At 41.0% G+C, this 15277-nt stretch carries 13 protein-coding genes; 10 read left to right on the forward strand and 3 right to left on the reverse strand.

The features are described 5' to 3' along the window. The first annotated feature begins 172 nt into the window (after positions 1-172). The 6 genes from IE222_RS19645 (at position 173) to IE222_RS19670 (ending at position 7387) form a co-directional block, all read left to right on the forward strand. Entirely contained in the window at positions 173-1066 is an 894-nt protein-coding gene (locus IE222_RS19645) for a glycoside hydrolase family 16 protein (protein WP_191275791.1), read from the forward strand. Between the two features lie 313 nt (positions 1067-1379). Then, on the forward strand, positions 1380-3269 hold the full coding sequence (locus IE222_RS19650; RefSeq protein WP_191275792.1) for a beta-N-acetylhexosaminidase: 1890 nt from the start codon (positions 1380-1382) through the stop codon (positions 3267-3269). Positions 3270-3443: 174 nt separating this feature from the next. Then, positions 3444-4823 carry a sulfatase family protein gene (locus tag IE222_RS19655; RefSeq protein WP_191275794.1) on the forward strand — a complete coding sequence of 460 codons (1380 nt, stop codon included), beginning with the start codon at positions 3444-3446 and terminating at the stop codon, positions 4821-4823. A 54-nt stretch (positions 4824-4877) separates the two neighbouring features. Then, on the forward strand, positions 4878-6122 hold the full coding sequence (locus tag IE222_RS19660; protein ID WP_191275796.1) for an anaerobic sulfatase maturase: 1245 nt from the start codon (positions 4878-4880) through the stop codon (positions 6120-6122). Positions 6123-6188: 66 nt separating this feature from the next. Then, positions 6189-6815 (forward strand): chromate transporter, encoded by a 627-nt coding sequence (locus IE222_RS19665; protein ID WP_191275798.1) that lies wholly within the window; start codon positions 6189-6191, stop codon positions 6813-6815. Positions 6816-6850: 35 nt separating this feature from the next. Further along, positions 6851-7387: a chromate transporter gene (locus IE222_RS19670; RefSeq protein WP_191275800.1), complete on the forward strand. Its 537-nt coding sequence runs from the start codon at positions 6851-6853 to the stop codon at positions 7385-7387. Between the two features lie 37 nt (positions 7388-7424). On the opposite strand, the gene IE222_RS19675 is transcribed toward IE222_RS19670, so the two are convergent. Beyond that, positions 7425-8108 carry a hypothetical protein gene (locus IE222_RS19675; protein ID WP_191275802.1) on the reverse strand — a complete coding sequence of 228 codons (684 nt, stop codon included), beginning with the start codon at positions 8106-8108 and terminating at the stop codon, positions 7425-7427. Positions 8109-8526: 418 nt separating this feature from the next. On the opposite strand from IE222_RS19675, the gene IE222_RS19685 reads away from it, so the two are divergent. Then, positions 8527-10053 carry a Na+/H+ antiporter NhaC family protein gene (locus tag IE222_RS19685; protein ID WP_223282824.1) on the forward strand — a complete coding sequence of 509 codons (1527 nt, stop codon included), beginning with the start codon at positions 8527-8529 and terminating at the stop codon, positions 10051-10053. A gap of 242 nt (positions 10054-10295) precedes the next feature. Further along, positions 10296-10727 (forward strand): hypothetical protein, encoded by a 432-nt coding sequence (locus IE222_RS19690; protein WP_191275807.1) that lies wholly within the window; start codon positions 10296-10298, stop codon positions 10725-10727. A gap of 28 nt (positions 10728-10755) precedes the next feature. Here the strand turns inward: IE222_RS19690 and IE222_RS19695 are convergent, their stop codons facing one another. Together IE222_RS19695 and IE222_RS19700 are read right to left on the reverse strand one after the other, a co-directional pair. After that, positions 10756-10908, reverse strand: coding sequence for a hypothetical protein (locus IE222_RS19695; protein ID WP_191275809.1), 153 nt, complete (start codon positions 10906-10908; stop codon positions 10756-10758). Between the two features lie 442 nt (positions 10909-11350). Next, positions 11351-11563, reverse strand: a complete 213-nt coding sequence (locus IE222_RS19700; RefSeq protein ID WP_191275811.1) for a hypothetical protein — start codon at positions 11561-11563, stop codon at positions 11351-11353. Between the two features lie 301 nt (positions 11564-11864). Here IE222_RS19700 and IE222_RS19705 point away from each other — a divergent pair, with 301 nt between their 5' ends. Continuing rightward, the gene (locus IE222_RS19705) at positions 11865-12800 is read left to right on the forward strand and encodes a phosphate ABC transporter substrate-binding protein (protein WP_191275813.1); all 936 of its coding nucleotides are present in this window, start codon (positions 11865-11867) and stop codon (positions 12798-12800) included. 48 nt (positions 12801-12848) lie between these two features. Next, positions 12849-15254, forward strand: coding sequence for an Ig-like domain-containing protein (locus IE222_RS19710; protein ID WP_191275815.1), 2406 nt, complete (start codon positions 12849-12851; stop codon positions 15252-15254). The last annotated feature ends 23 nt before the right edge of the window (positions 15255-15277 follow it).

Raw genomic sequence — 15277 nt, forward strand, 5'->3', positions numbered from 1 at the left:
CTCCTAAAGCGGCCAGGCAAGACTCTTACAAAAGAATCTTAGTGTAATTTTATCACTTAGATTGAAAATGTAAACGGGTTAAGCATGCCATTAAGGGAGTTGATTAATAGGTAAGTACTTACTCTTGTGGTTTGACGTCAAAAATTTACCGATTTTTTAGAGGAGGATACTAATGGAGAAGAAAATCAGTAAGAGATTGATGGGAGTTTTGGTAAGTGGTTTATCCGTTGCACTGTTAATGGGATGTATTAGTTCGAATTCTTATGCAGCAAGTCCTAATAAAGCGGAAATAAAAATGTTAACAAAGGAAGAAATAAAAGAACAAAAGGAAAAAAGAAAGAGAGAAAAGAAAGAAATTAAAGAAATGGAGAAAAAAGGCTGGGAGCTTTCATTTTTAGATAATTTTGAAGGGGACGAATTAGATACTAGTAAGTGGTCACACTCTCCTGAATGGAAAAGAAAGGATGGATATTGGTCTAATGATGAAGCCTTTTTGGACGGAAAAGGAAATTTAATTATTCAAATAAGTGAAAGAGATGGAAATTATTATTCAGGTGCTGTCACAACAAGAGGTAAATTTGAGCAGGCATATGGTTATTATGAAATGCGTGCAAAGCTGCCAAATGATGAAGGATTCTGGAGTGCATTTTGGCTGATGACAGATGGGGCACATACAGTTGGTGATGAAGGAAGAGACGGAACAGAAATCGATATTGTGGAAACTCCGTTTGCCTATAAAAATAACGATACCGTAGTACATGCGCTACATTGGGATGGCTATGGTGAAGATCACAAAAGTGCTGGTGCATATCCTGTCGTTCCAGGAATTTATGAAGGCTTTCATACATTTGCATTAGATTGGAATGAAAAAGAATATATATTCTATATTGACGGCAAAGAAACTTGGAGAACGGATGCCGGTGGTGTTTCTAGAGTACCTGCCTTTGTTCAAATTACAGCTGAAGTAGGTACATGGGGCGGTAATGTAAAGAACGCCAATCTTCCTGCCCAAATGGTAGTGGACTATGTACGGGTATACGAGAAAAACAACAAGCAACGAGATTAATATAAATAAATACTAATGAGAGATTATCCCTAAAATGTAAAAGTAATTAAGTTTACATTTTAGGGATTACTTATGCTATGGAATAAAAAGTATCAATTATACAAAAGAAAGAATCATCCCTACATGGTTAGATACTAAGAACTTTGTTACGATTATTAAAAAGTTTGGTAAACATGGTTAAATCCGTTGCTTTAAAGGAATAGTAGAATCTTGATTATGGGGAAACGACAGATGCATATTACTGGATGAATCTTTCAACTATTGGTTTCTATTTTACAAGTAATATAGACCTTTACATTAGGGGGCTGCCGGTATGGAAATACAATTATTGGGCTTAGAGAAGCAGCTAATTCCTGGTATCAGTGAAATTGCAAATCTAGTAAACCTTCAATTAACTGATAAAGGAATTCCGATTCAGGTGGAAAAAACAGAATCAGGTATTCATATTCAATATGATGGTAATAAAGGTATCATCTCCTATCAAGAATCCCATCAATTCTTCCGTGCACTTGGACTATTAATGGAAGGAATGAGAGGGGGCGGCCCGTTTGAAATAACAGAAAACCCCGTCTATAACAGCCTGGGTGTTATGATTGACTGCTCCAGAAATGCCGTTTTAAAGATTGAAGCCTTTCAAAAAATCATTAAACATCTTGCGTTGATGGGATATTCAACCGTACAGCTGTATACAGAGGATATTTATGAAATAGAAGAGTATCCGTATTTTGGCTATATGCGCGGCCGTTACACCGGGGAACAGCTAAAGACAATGGACCAGTATGCCGACCAGTTTGGTATCGAGCTTGTCCCATGTATTCAAACACTTGCCCATTTGGGGACGGCACTCAAATGGAATGCCTTTTCCGATATTGTTGATTGTAATGATATCTTACTAATTGATGAGGAGAAAACCTATCAATTAATTGATGCTATGTTCCGGACGATGTCTGAACATATATCCAGCAGAAAAATCAATATCGGTATGGATGAGGCCCATATGATGGGGCTGGGCAAATATCTTGATAAGCATGGTTATCAAGATAGATCCACACTGATGTTAAAGCATTTTGGCCGCGTTATGGAAATCGCTAGAAAGTACGGCTACAAGCCAATGATGTGGAGCGATATGTTTTTCCGTCTGGCAAGCGGGGGGGCATATTATGATACCGACAGTCCGATTCGGCAGGACGTTATCGATATGATTCCTGATGATATTTCACTCGTTTATTGGGATTACTATTCTGTCGATCCCGAAAAATATGATGGCATGTTAATAAAACACAAGCAGCTATGTGACAAGATTATTTTTGCAGGTGGTGCTTGGAAGTGGATGGGCTTTGCGCCAAACAATCAATTTAGCCGTCATGTGGGTGAAATGGCGCATAATAGCTGCGTACGCAATGGAATTAAAGAGGTGTTAATCACAGCGTGGGGTGATAATGGCGCCGAGGCTTCAATCTATTCCATTCTTCCAACATTACAGCTGTGGGCGGAGCTGTGTTATGCAGGGAATTCTGAAATAAGGCATCTTTCGGAACGCTTTCTCACCTGTACCGGCGGTAATTATGTTGATTTCATGAACTTGGATATGACAATGCTCGTGCCTGATAACACGTTAGGCAGCGTCCACTCTATTAATCCGCAAAAATATTTATTGTATCAGGATGTATTATGCGGATTATTTGACAAACATGTGATTCCTAATGAATATGCTGCCCATTTTGACCGCTGTACAGTTTTTTTTGAACAGTGTATTGCTAGAAATCCGAAATGGAAGAAGGTCTTCCAGACACAGCATGCATTAAGCAGATTACTAGCATTAAAATGTGAAGCCGGAATTAACATACGCAAGGCTTATAACAACAATAAGCAGGATATTCTGTCAGCATATTGTTACTCACTCTTGCCGGAAATGAAAAAGCGGGCGGAGGAGTTCATAAAAGTTTATCGTGCCCAGTGGCTGGAGGAGAATAAAATATTTGGCCTCGACGTATTTGATCTTAGAATGGGCGGAATGCTGCAGCGAATCCAGACCGCGATTGACCGGATCGATGATTACTTGTTAGGCAGAATAAGCGAGCTAGAAGAATTGGAAGAGGACATTCTCTATTTCGACTGTCGGGAACAGGACGGAGAATCCAAAGCCATCAGTGCCAATCTATGGCATACAATTGCCACGCCTTCTGTTATCGCCGGGGTTTAGAATCAAAAAGGCGCTTTTCTTCTTCTTTAACTTACCTGGATGATATTAGATTTTTATTTCAAAATCTTAATAAAAGCCAGCATGAAAATTGTGAATGCTCCAGTTTCTGGTACCAAGTAACTTAACTGTAAGTTTGTACTTTTTTACAATAATACAAGGAAGGTGGATTACTTAATGAGAATTCTTTACTTAGATTTGGACTCACTTCGCCCCGATCATATCGGCGCTTACGGATACCACAGGGACACAACACCGAATATTGACAAGGTTGCCAAAGAGGGTGTGACGTTTACGAATTATTACTGTTCAGACGCACCATGTCTGCCCTCCCGCTCCGCTTTAATGTCGGGGAGATTTGGAATTCATAATGGTATTGTCGGTCACGGAGGAACGGCAGCGGATATGAGACGCGAAGGTCCGAGCCGCGGTTTCAGCGATCGATTGGCTGGTCAAAGCCTTCCAGGAAAACTAAGAAGGTTAGGCTATAAAACGACGACTATCAGTACTTTTGCGGAACGGCATTCTGCCTGGACCTTTAATGCTGGGTTTAATGAAGTATTCAATATTGGCAGAAATGGCGGTGAATCCGCGGAACATGTGCTGCCGGTCGCTCTTAAATGGTTAGAGGACAATGGCGATTCAGACAATTGGTTTCTGCATTTGAATTTCTGGGATCCGCATACCCCATACCGAACACCAGATGAATTTGGAAATCCTTTCGAAAACGATCCGCTGCCTGAGTGGCTGACGGAAGAAGTGTTTGATGAACACAAGAAGCTTGTAAGACAGCATAGTATCGATCATATGAATGAGCTTGCGAAGACACATTATTTCAGATGGTCGCGCCACGGGAAGCAAATTGAAGAATACAATGATTTGCGGGTTATTATTGACAATTATGATTGTGCGATCCGCTATATGGATGAACATGTCGGCCAGGTATTAAGGAAGTTGGAAGAGCTGGGTGTGATGGAAGATACAGCCATCCTGATAAGTGCTGATCACGGGGAAAATATGGGAGAGTTAGGAATCTACTCAGAACATGGGACGGCGGATCAAGGAACATGCCGAATTCCGATGATTATTCGCTGGCCAAACGGCTTAAAGGGAACAGTGGATGAGGGTCTGCATTATCATCTCGACCTTGCTCCTACGCTTACTAGTTTGCTAGATGGCGAGAAGGCCCCGTTATGGGATGGGCAAAGCTACGCGGATAGTATTTTAAATGGTTCCGACACGGGACGGGAATACCTCGTTGTATCCCAATGTGCCCATGTTTGCCAGCGGAGCGTCAGATTCGGGGACTGGCTCTATATTCGTACTTACCATGACGGGAATAATGGATTCCCTAAAGAAATGCTGTTTAATTTAAAGGAGGATCCTTATGAACAGCATGATCTTGCTGAAGAGCGCCGTGACATTTGTAAAGAGGCCGTTTATTTCCTTAATGAGTGGCATGATGACATGATGTCGACGATGGACATTGATGTGGACCCGCTCTGGACCGTTATGAAAGAAGGCGGGCCATTGCACGCCAAGGAATTCAAACGATAGTCTTGTGCCCTGATGGTTTTTCCATCAGGGCTTTCAAAATGAGGAGGATGGCAAATGAGCACTGGCTGTTTGACGACTGCGCATCAGAATATCAACGTAATGTGGAAGACGGTTTCCGAAGATTGTAATTTGGCCTGTGAATATTGTTATTACAGCACCTGTGGCGGCAAGCCGGGGAAAAAGATTAACCACATTGATTCTGTTGTTTTGGAAAAATTCATAAAGGAATACATGGAACGCTCAAAAGGGGCTGCCACCTTTGCATGGCAGGGGGGCGAACCGCTTTTAGCAGGCCTAGACTTTTTCGAAGAAGTAGTGGCCCTTCAAGCGAAATATGCACCCAAAAATACGATCATCAGCAATTCCTTGCAAACGAATGGAACGTTAATTACGGACAAATGGGCCGCCTTTTTTAAAAAGTATAACTTCTTAATCGGGGTCAGTCTGGATGGAACAAGAGAGATTCATGATGCAAAAAGGGTAGACTCGAGCGGCCAGGGCAGTTTCGACCGGGTCATGCGGGGAATTAACTATCTTCGCAGTCATCGGGTGGACTTCAACATTTTATCAGTGATTCATAAGGGGAATGTGACAAAAGCTTCTGAGATGATATGTTTTTTTGAATCTGAGGGATTTCAATTTGTCCAATTTATTCCATGTATGGACTTCCGTGCGCAGGAAATTAACAAGCTGGGTGTTTATGACATCACACCGAAGGAATATGGCGATTTCCTATGTGAGGCATTTGATTATTGGTATAATAACGGAGAACCGCGGACATCAATCCGCTTTTTTGATGAAATGCTGAATGTATATGTTAATCGCGAGCCAGGGTCGTGTATTCACCGTGCGTCCTGTCCGCAAACGATTATATTAGAGCAAAATGGCGATGCGTTTCCATGTGACTTTTTTATTCACCCAAATTGGAAGATTGGTAATGTCGGAACCGATTCAATTGATGAAATTTTAGCACATCCTTTATATGATAAATTTTTAGCAATGAAACCGAATTTGCCTGATCCTTGCAAAACATGCGAGTGGAAAAAGCTTTGTCACGGAGGCTGCCCACGTAATCGGGAATGGGGACCAGAGCTTGCGACATCTGATGTAGATTACTTTTGCTCTAGCTACAAGCGAATCTACAGCTATGCCGACGAACGCATGAAACAGCTAGGCGACCGGGTTCGAGCCAGACTATTTCAGCAGAACCTGGCACACTACTACAACGGTAAACACCCAAAACGCAACGACCCCTGTCCATGCGGCAGCGGCAAAAAATACAAACAATGCTGCGGATGAGACTTCGAGCCGGTTCAGCTTTCAGGTAAAGATAGAGTCCTGGGATCTTTAAAGGTGGTTTAATCGATGAATAAAAAGTGGAATTTAATATTACAGATATTTTTCGTTTTCTTAAAAATTGGGCCGATTACTTTTGGCGGCGGGTATGCGATGATTCCTGTCATTGAGCGGGAGATTGTCATAAAGAAGCGGTGGATCAGGCCGCAGGATGTGGCAGATGTTCTTGTCATCGCTCAATCCGTTCCAGGGGCGATTGCTCTCAATTCTGCGACCTTTATCGGCTATACCATCGCAGGTGTGCAGGGAGCAGTTGCCGCACTTATTGGGGTTTTGCTTCCCACCTTTTTGATTGTAATTGGCTTAAGCCTTTTATTTCTTTATCTGCATGGCAACCCGATTGTCGATGCGGCGCTTCAGGGAATGAGTGCTGCGATTGTTGCCTTGATTATTTTTGCTGCTTATAAAATTGGCAGAACAGCTGTTTTTGATAAAACTACTTTTATCACGGCATTTGCGACAGCGGCCGTTTTATTTTTCTTGAATTTGAATCCGGTCCTAGTTATTTGTTTAGGAATCGCGACTGGGATTATTCAAATTAAGGTGAAAGAGCTGCTAGGAATGACCGTTCTTCTTGAGAAAAATGAAGCTGGACAAGTTCAAAAGGAACCCGTTGGCAAAAGTGTAAACCAATAGGGTGTTCGGGAAAAAATGAAGGGAGGGGCAGCGAGATGCTCTGGGATTTGTTTTGCACGTTTTTACGAATTGGTTTTGTGTCATTCGGCGGTGGCTATGCGATGATCCCGATAATTGACTTTGAAGTCACAAGACATGGCTGGATGACCACCAAAGAATTCACCGAAATCATTGCAGTTGCCGGCATGTCCCCGGGACCGATTGCTACGAACAGCGCCATTATTGTTGGCTACAAAACGGCAGGAATGAACGGCGCCGTTATCTCTGCACTGGGAATGACACTGCCGACTCTATTCATTATTCTGCTCGTTTCCAGTGTTTTCTTTCGCTATCATCAAACGAAACTAGTAAAATCTGCTTTTTATGGTTTGAGGCCCATTATTACTGGATTAATCATCTACGCAGCAATCCGTTTCGCCCTCTCCAATCACGTAATTGGCAGCTTCTCCTGGCATACTCTAGGATTGCTTTCAATTTGCGGGCTCTCTCTCCTAGCCCTGATTAAATACCGCATCCACCCCATTGCGGTCATATTGGTATCTGGCCTGGCCGGAGTGGTTTTATGGGGATAGTGCCCATGAAGAAGGGGCCCAGGTTCTTTTGCTTCTTCTAGGAAGAAGTGGAATCTTCCCATCTCTCCCTTAGCTTCCAATAAAAGGGGAGGGTGAAAATAAATAATCCTAGGGAAGCTCCTAACCATAACAGTAGTTTTGATTCGAAATTCGAAAATTGATGAGAGCTTTTAACGATTATGTACAATTCATCTGTCGGCTGTGCCGAGAATAACGCTAAAAAGATGACTGACTCTATTACTAAAAAAGAAATAGTAATTATTTTGCTGCTGGATTTTAATTTTAACAATATAGCAGTGCTGTTTAGTATCAAGGAAATTACTAGCAAACAGGCAGTAATGAGCATCCAATTAACGGCGTGCAGTTTAATTAAGGCAACAAAGAAACCAATCATCATGGAGCTTCCTAATAACCATAAGAGTGTGGTGTAGGCAATAAACATGAGTTGGTCGCTATGTTTTAGTTTATCTTCCACAAAAACAATAAAGAAAATAGTGACTACGGCACTAACTCCTACGGTCCAATAAATCTTTGTTACTTTTTCAATCCAGGTATAGTACGGTTCCGGCAGCGCCAGTTCCAGCACATCCCGATACTGCACGGAATCCATATGAGCCGTCATTACAAACCACCCAAAGAAAAGCACTGCACCAAAAGCAAGAATAAGCATGCCCAATGCAGGCAGGACGCTCTCCTCACCAGATTTCTTCTTTTTTCTCAAATTTGATTTCCCTCCTTTTAATGAAACGCGGTTCTCCTGTTTTCTTTCAATTTTACGCTGTTTTTCGAAGTCCATGAATTTATTGCCTTGTGATCCCATCAAAGTATAACTTTATAAGTTTATACCTAAAATGGCAGAGAGGAAATCCCTTTATTGCTTTAGAAGATTAACTGAAGGCTTCCTAGCCATGATCATCGCAAATGAATTTCAAAAATTAATGGCCAATGCCTTTTACTAGTAATAAAGATCTAACAGCCTTAAAGTTAAAATCCATACTTACTCTGTTCACTCCAGTACCTAAAGAAGCAGCAGAACCGCCCCCATGATTAACCTCTGTTCCCAAAAATTTAAAAAAACCGTTGAATAAAAATCCGATATGCAGCATAATTATGTACATGTTATTTTTTGAGGGGGCAGCATGATGGAGCATTTGGGTTGGGTGTCGTTGATTCCGCCTATTTTAGCGATTGTAGCGGCACTTATAACAAAGAATGTTATTATTTCTTTGTTTTTAGGGACGTTTTCGGGTGTGTTAATCTTAGCCAGCGGGATGCCGCTAAGCGCGACGAAAACGATTATTGGTGATTATTTGTTTGTCCAATTAACTGACAGCTATAACGCGGGGGTTCTAGTGCTGCTGGTTTTTATCGGTGGATTTGTGGCGCTGATGGAAAAATCAGGCGGGGCTGCAGCGTTTGCGGATAAGGTATTGAGATTTTTGAATACAAAGGCGAAAACACAGCTGGCAGCTTGGTTCGGAGGGATTATCATCTTTTTCTCTGACCTTGGCACGCCGCTTTTAGTAGGACCAATTTTTGAGAAAATCTTTGATAAGGCAAAAATTTCAAGGGAAAAGTTAGCTTGGATTATTGACTCAACAGCATCACCTGTAGCCGTCCTGATCCCATTTATCGGCTGGGGCGTCTATATTATGGGTTTGATAAAAAAGGAGTTTGATAGTCTAAAGATTACAGAAACGGACTGGGATGCATTTATACAGGCCATTCCATTCCAGTTCTATCCGATTTTAGCCGTATTGATGGTGCCGCTTGTAGCTATAACGAAGCTTGAGTTTGGACCAATGTCCAAAGCTGAACAACGGGTACAGCAAACCGGAGCACTTTTTTGGCCAAGCTCAAAGCCGATGAGAAAACCGGACAATATGGCCGAACTTCAAAATACTAAGAGTAAGGCAAGCTTAATCTGGGTACCGCTTTTAGTGTTACTAGTGACTTTATTTGGGATGCTCATTCCCCTCGGTTTTCCATTCAAAAAAATCGACGGTAGTGCTTTCCGGGTCGCGTTAACAACTGCTTACTTATTTGCAGCGCTTGTATTGATTGCGATGATGGTTATCTATAAGGTGAAAAAATTTGGTGAAGTGTTTGATATTTATTTGTCAGGTATGCAAAGAATGATGACAGTGGCAACGATCCTTGTGCTAGCTTGGTCGCTTGGAACGGTGATGAAAAACCTCGGAACGGCTGCATACGTAGTGGAACTTATGGATGGGAATATCCCAGGATACTTGATTCCAGCTATTCTTTTTGTAAGTGGTGCCTGTATGTCATTTGCAACAGGGACATCGTGGGGAACGTTTGCCATTATGATGCCGCTAGCGATTCCAATGGCAGTGCATCTCGATGCATCAATTTATGTCTGCATCGGTGTAGTGCTATCAGGCGGAATCTTCGGAGACCACTGTTCACCAATCTCTGATACAACGATTCTATCATCAACCGGGGCCGGCACTGATCACATTGATCATGTGAAAACACAGATTCCATACGCTTTATTAAATGGATTTTCCGCACTAGCAGCTTTCTTAATTGCCGGTGCAACATCAAGCGTATTATCTTTAGGTGCAGCAATCATGATCATGGTTGTAACAGTTATCATCTTATCAAAACGAAAGAAAAGCGGTTATATTGAAGTTCAATCATAGAAGCTATGGGAGCTTCTTTATTTCTTAAAATGAAAATAGATAATAAACATCAAAAGCAGATACTAATGAATAGTATCTGCTTTTGATGTTTATTCAATGATGCAAATGTTTAACAAAATGATTACATAATGTGATATTTCTTAAAACAGAAGAACGTCCCCGTGTTTCATAGAGTAGTTCTATTTCTTTGTATAGTTGGCAATAAAGATGAGAGAAACAAATGATGTTTCGGAGGTGGTTCGATGGCGAAATTAAAGTATTTAGAACCGACTGAGCTGCTTGAGAAGATTTACTCGACGCTGTGCTCGGAATATGAGGATGCCCAGCATTATGAGAATGAGCCAGACAAAGAGGAAATAAGAGTGACAAAGTCCCGGTTGACGAAGAAAATATTTAACGAGTTTGTTGTGGATGAAGAGTACTTTTTAACAATGGATAAAGAAACGTTTAATGAGAGATATCACTTATACGAGGATGATTTTTTGCGGCTGATAAGAAAGTGCAGCGAAAACAATGTCGATTATGAAACCTTTACGCAAATAATTGACGATCTTATCGCTAGTGCAAAATTCAGGCTGCATGCGTTTGAACAGCTGAGCGATGAGATTCAGAAGCTTCAGGAGGCGGTAGAGGAAGAAAGTGATGAGAATGGGAGTGAGGAGGAGGAAGGATAGAGGCAAATTATCATCCTTCCGGTTCTCTTTAAACTTTTTCCTCGAACATTGTCAATTCTGACTTGTGAACAAGCTGAATATTAAATCTAAAGTTTTCTTCTTGGATTTCGCAATAATCTGAGGAGTAGTGGTAAAGGACTTTGTATTTCTTCCCTTGATACAGAACTATTTTATTCTTCATATGAACCAGCCTCTTTCGTTAGGTTTAGTGCGAATTCGACGTAAAATTCCACTTACTACAACCTATGTCAGAAAATGAACGACCATGCCTTTTTTTGAAAAATAATATGTCTGTTTGTAGAATCCTCAATATGCGCAATAATTTAATTTTACTGAAAGAAGATTACAAATATGTGAATTTTGTGTTAATTTATGGTAAGAAAATATCCTACATTGGTGCAAGAGTGCTTTATCCCCTAATTCTAGCAGCTGACTGGTTCTACTTACCCGAAATAGGTATTTCCACCGTTATTCGGGCAGTTAGACCTATAGAGTACAAGTATCGGATATTCACCAGGCAAAAAAGGACCGGGCGGTTTTGAACCGCACCTTAAAATGTTAGGTGTGTCTAACAATTAGGGTGCAGTTGAGTTCCGCTGGTCCTATTTTTTTTAACAAGAAAATTAGCGCCAAGGTGGTCTCCAATTAGGAACCCCATACTGTCCATAAAAGGATGTAGGCTGTTGAGTAAATGGTGTGCTGTAACTTTGATGGTTAGACTGTGAACCGGTAGGATAGTGATGTGGCGCATGACCAAGAGTATAGTGGTTATATTGTGCCATACAGCCTCCGCCAGGTTGTCCAGGATGAGGACCTGTTACAATATGATGTGACAATTATTACACCTCTTTCAAAGTTTTACTTTATTGTATGAGAAAACACTCATTGCGTGTCCTTTTTGGGATCGACGAAGTGGCCCTTTTTCTAAAGAAGCGCAAGAATCGTCGAACCGTCCCCGTGCTCCCCCTTGCTTGGAATAACTAATCCATGAGCAATTCTAAGAAAGATCCTCTGCACATATCACAAAAAATTTACAAAGTATTCACAATGCTTTACATTCCTTTAATACCCCATTAATAATCCAGGATTATGCTTAGTCATGTTAGAACTACTTAATCCATAGGAGGATAAAAAGAAATGAAAAGTTTAAAGAAATTGAGCTTACTCACAATTTTAGCAGCATTAATGGTAATTATGGCAGCTTGCGGCGGATCAAATTCTACATCTAAAGCAGAGGAATCAGCCGATAAGACCAATACCACACCGAAAACGGAAGAAAAGAAAGAACTTTCAGGTTCATTAATTATATCTGGCTCCTCAGCGATGCAGCCGTTAGTAGCAGCAGCGGCTGAAGAGTTTATGAAAGAAAATCCTAAAGTTGATATTCAAGTAAATGCAGGCGGATCAGGTACTGGACTTTCACAGGTTGCAGAAGGCTCTGTTCAAATTGGTAACTCTGACGTTTTTGCTGAAGAAAAAGAAGGTATTCCAGCGGACCAGCTTAAAGACCATAAAGTAGCAGTAGTTGGCATGACAGCCGCTGTTAACCCAAAAGTTGGCATCACAGATATTAAAAAAGAGGACCTAATCAAAGTTTTCACTGGAAAAATTACAAACTGGAAAGAACTTGGCGGAGCAGATCAAAAAATCGTTCTTGTAAACCGTCCTGATTCATCTGGTACCCGTGCAATTTTCAATAAGTTTGCTCTTGATGGTGCAACACCTGCGGAAGGAGTTACAGAAGATTCATCCAACACAGTTAAAAAGATTATTAGCGAGACAGACGGTGCAATTGGATATCTAGCATTCTCTTACTTTACTGATGATACTGTAACACCACTTGCCATCGATGGTGTAGAAGCAACTGCTGAAAAGGTACAATCTGGAGAATTCCCAGTATGGGCTTACCAGCATTCCTATACAAAAGGTGAACCAAATGAATTAGCGCAAGCATTCTTTGACTTCATTATGTCAGATGATGTTCAAAACAACCTTCTAACAGAACAAGGATATCTTCCTGTAACAAAAATGAAAGTAGAACGTGACGCAGAAGGAAATCAAAAAAATCTGTAAGACTTTTTTCTAGTAAGACATCAATCTCTTATTGAAGGAGACTTTTCCATGAACAAGAAAAAGATGGGTAAAAAAAGTACGGCATTTGCTTTAGCATTGGCGTTAACAATACCTGCTCTGACCCCAGCTGCGGCTGCGGGCAGCAGCAAAGTAAAGATTGACTCTGTTACATTTAATGGAATGCCTGCTCCTGCTACTATTAAGCAAATGGTAGATACGTATTCAAGCGCATCTGTTGATGTAAAATACAGCAATGGAAAAGTGAAACGATTCCCGCTCACTTATAAAAAGCTTTTTAGATCAGAAGATAAAGTGGCAATTAACAATGGTGAAATGATTCCTGCTGGTACGCCGATTGATTATTTTGGTGACCCAATCATGGATCATAGTGTTCCTGGAAAACCGACACCGTTTGTTTCCGATGCACCGGATTCCAATAGCTTATTAAATCCGATTAACGGAAAACTGTATATGGTGACACACTATGAATATCAAACATTAGATGCAGCAGGTAACTCTGCTTACGGTATTGTGCCTGCATCCATGTCCCTAACAACGTTAGACCAGGACAAGAAAACGGGTGAACTTAAAGCGAAAGAGGTTAAGAAGATTGATTTCTCCTCTGTGAATGGACTTTGGATTCCTTGTAATGGTTCCCTATCTCCGTGGAATACCCATTTAGGGTCCGAAGAATATGAGCCCGATGCGCGTAGTTTTGAATTTGATGCCAAGTCATCTGCAAGAACATGGACAGAAAGCTTTGCCCAGCTTTACTTTGGAGATAAATCAAAGGCTAATCCATATTACTATGGGTATATTCCAGAAATCCATGTTAAGAAAAACGGCAAAGTAAAAGTGGATAAACATTATAGTGTGGGGCGTTTCTCACACGAATTAATAAAAATGATGCCGGATAACCGTACTGCCTATTTTGGTGATGATGGCGGCAACACAGGTTTGTTCATGTATGTGGCCGATCAAGCGAAGAAATTATCAGCTGGTACGCTATATGCTGCGAAATTCCTTCAAACTGGAACGGAGAATGGCGGTTCAGGTAAGTTAGAGTGGATTAAACTAGGACATGCCACTGATAAAGAAATTAAAAAGCTCATTGATAAAGGGATTAAATTCAGTGATATTTTTGAAACCTCCGAGGTACCACAGGAAGGCTTCAAAGCGGTTAAGCAGTATTCCTATGGCAAAACAGAATATCTAAAACTGAAGCCTGGAATGGAAAAAGCAGCTGCGTTTTTAGAATCACGACGCTATGCAGCCTATCTTGGGGCGACAACTGAATTCAACAAAATGGAAGGTGTCACCTATAACGCAAAGGATCATAAGGTGTATATCGCGATTTCTGACCAAAGCGGAGGCATGGAGAAGGATACCTCTGGATCGGGACTTCAAGATGATATTCAATTGCCAAAAATTAAGTCCGGCGTTACCTATCAATTAGATGTAAAGAGCGGTCAAAAGGATCAAAACGGCAGCGGTATTCTGAGCAAATATGTAGCGGCATCCATGTCAGGTTTACTTGTGGGTGAAGACCTAGCAGCTCCAGATGCCTATGGAAATACTGCAAATGTGAACAAAGTGGCTAACCCTGATAATCTTAGCTACTCTGAAGAAATGAGAACATTGTTTATCGGTGAAGATAGCGGCAAGCATACTAATAACTATGTGTGGGCTTATAACGTAGATACAAAAGAATTATCACGTATTCTATCAAATCCTGCTGGAGCGGAATCTACCGGGTTGTTCGCAGCAGATGACCGAAATGGTTTCTCTTATATCATGAGTAACTTCCAGCATCCTGGAGATGAGGTAGATGGAAAAGACATTACTGCAGTTAATAAAGAAGATTTATTAACTGCAATGGAAAAAGAAATCGGTATTAATAAGACGGGCGGTGTAGGTTATATCTCAGGTTTACCGTCATTTACAAAAATGCCAGATTTCACACCGCCTGCAATGCCGGCCATAAATCGTGTAACTGATCAATCGACATCGGTTACAGGAAAAGCTGAAGCAAATGCAACCATTAAGCTCTATATCAATGGAAAATACCAAAAGAGCACGACTGCTGATAAAACTGGCCACTATAAGTTTGTTATGGCGAAGCAGCGTGCTGGAGTAGAAATCAAGGTTACGGCGACAGATAAAGCTGGAAATGTAAGCATCGCTAAAAGTGTGAAAGTAATCGATAAGACAGCACCAGCCAAACCGTCAGTGAATAAAGTAACTTCAAAATCTACTAAGGTTACAGGAAGTACTGAAAAAGCATCAACTGTCTATGTATATCGTGGAAAAACGTATTTAGGCAAGGATGTTGCCGATTCAAAAGGTAAATACTCCGTCAAAATAAAAGCACAGAAAAAAGGTGCAGTCCTAACCATTTATGCCGTCGATAAAGCCGGCAACAAAAGCAAAACTGTATCCATTAAAGTCAAATAAGATTTGGTGTCAGGCACCACTCG

This window comes from Neobacillus kokaensis (assembly GCF_014656545.1).
GTDB lineage: Bacteria > Bacillota > Bacilli > Bacillales > Cytobacillaceae > Neobacillus > Neobacillus kokaensis.